Origin of the sequence: Mesorhizobium sp. M8A.F.Ca.ET.208.01.1.1 (genome assembly GCF_004791315.1) — a bacterium.
In the GTDB taxonomy this organism is placed as follows: domain Bacteria; phylum Pseudomonadota; class Alphaproteobacteria; order Rhizobiales; family Rhizobiaceae; genus Mesorhizobium.
This window is the reverse complement of sequence record NZ_SRUT01000059.1, coordinates 1-430: the sequence shown is the minus strand read 5'-3', so window position 1 is coordinate 430 and position 430 is coordinate 1. Positions and strand designations below refer to the sequence as shown.

Here is a 430-nt window from a genome sequence, read left to right as displayed (position 1 = left end):
GAAGGCTACACGCTCACCCTCGACGGCGATGCCGGCGGACCGGTGGCGATCACGGCGGTGGGCGACCATGTCACCACCTCGAAGGGCGTGCTGACGATCACCTCGATCTCGGCGCCCGATGCCGGCGGCGTCGTCACCTACGGCTATACCTATACGCTGACCGGTCCGTTGACCCACACCGGCCAGGGCGAGGTCAACCCGCTCAGCGACACAATCACCATGGCGGTCACCGACGCCACCGGCGACAGCGATACCACGCCGGCATCGATCGTCATCTCAATCGTCGACGACATCCCGGTTGCGGCCAACGATGCCAACAGCGTGACGGAAGGGCTTGGCCATTCGACGAACGGCAACGTGTTCGGCGCGGCCGGTGCGAGCGTCGGCGATCATGCCGACACCATCGGCGCGGACGGCGCAGCGGTCGGCG

1 protein-coding gene is annotated in these 430 nt (G+C 67.4%); it reads left to right on the top strand.

Annotated elements, in window-relative coordinates:
• A partial coding sequence (locus EN851_RS36600; RefSeq protein ID WP_189587334.1) for a hypothetical protein occupies window positions 1-430 on the top strand: 430 nt, incomplete at both ends.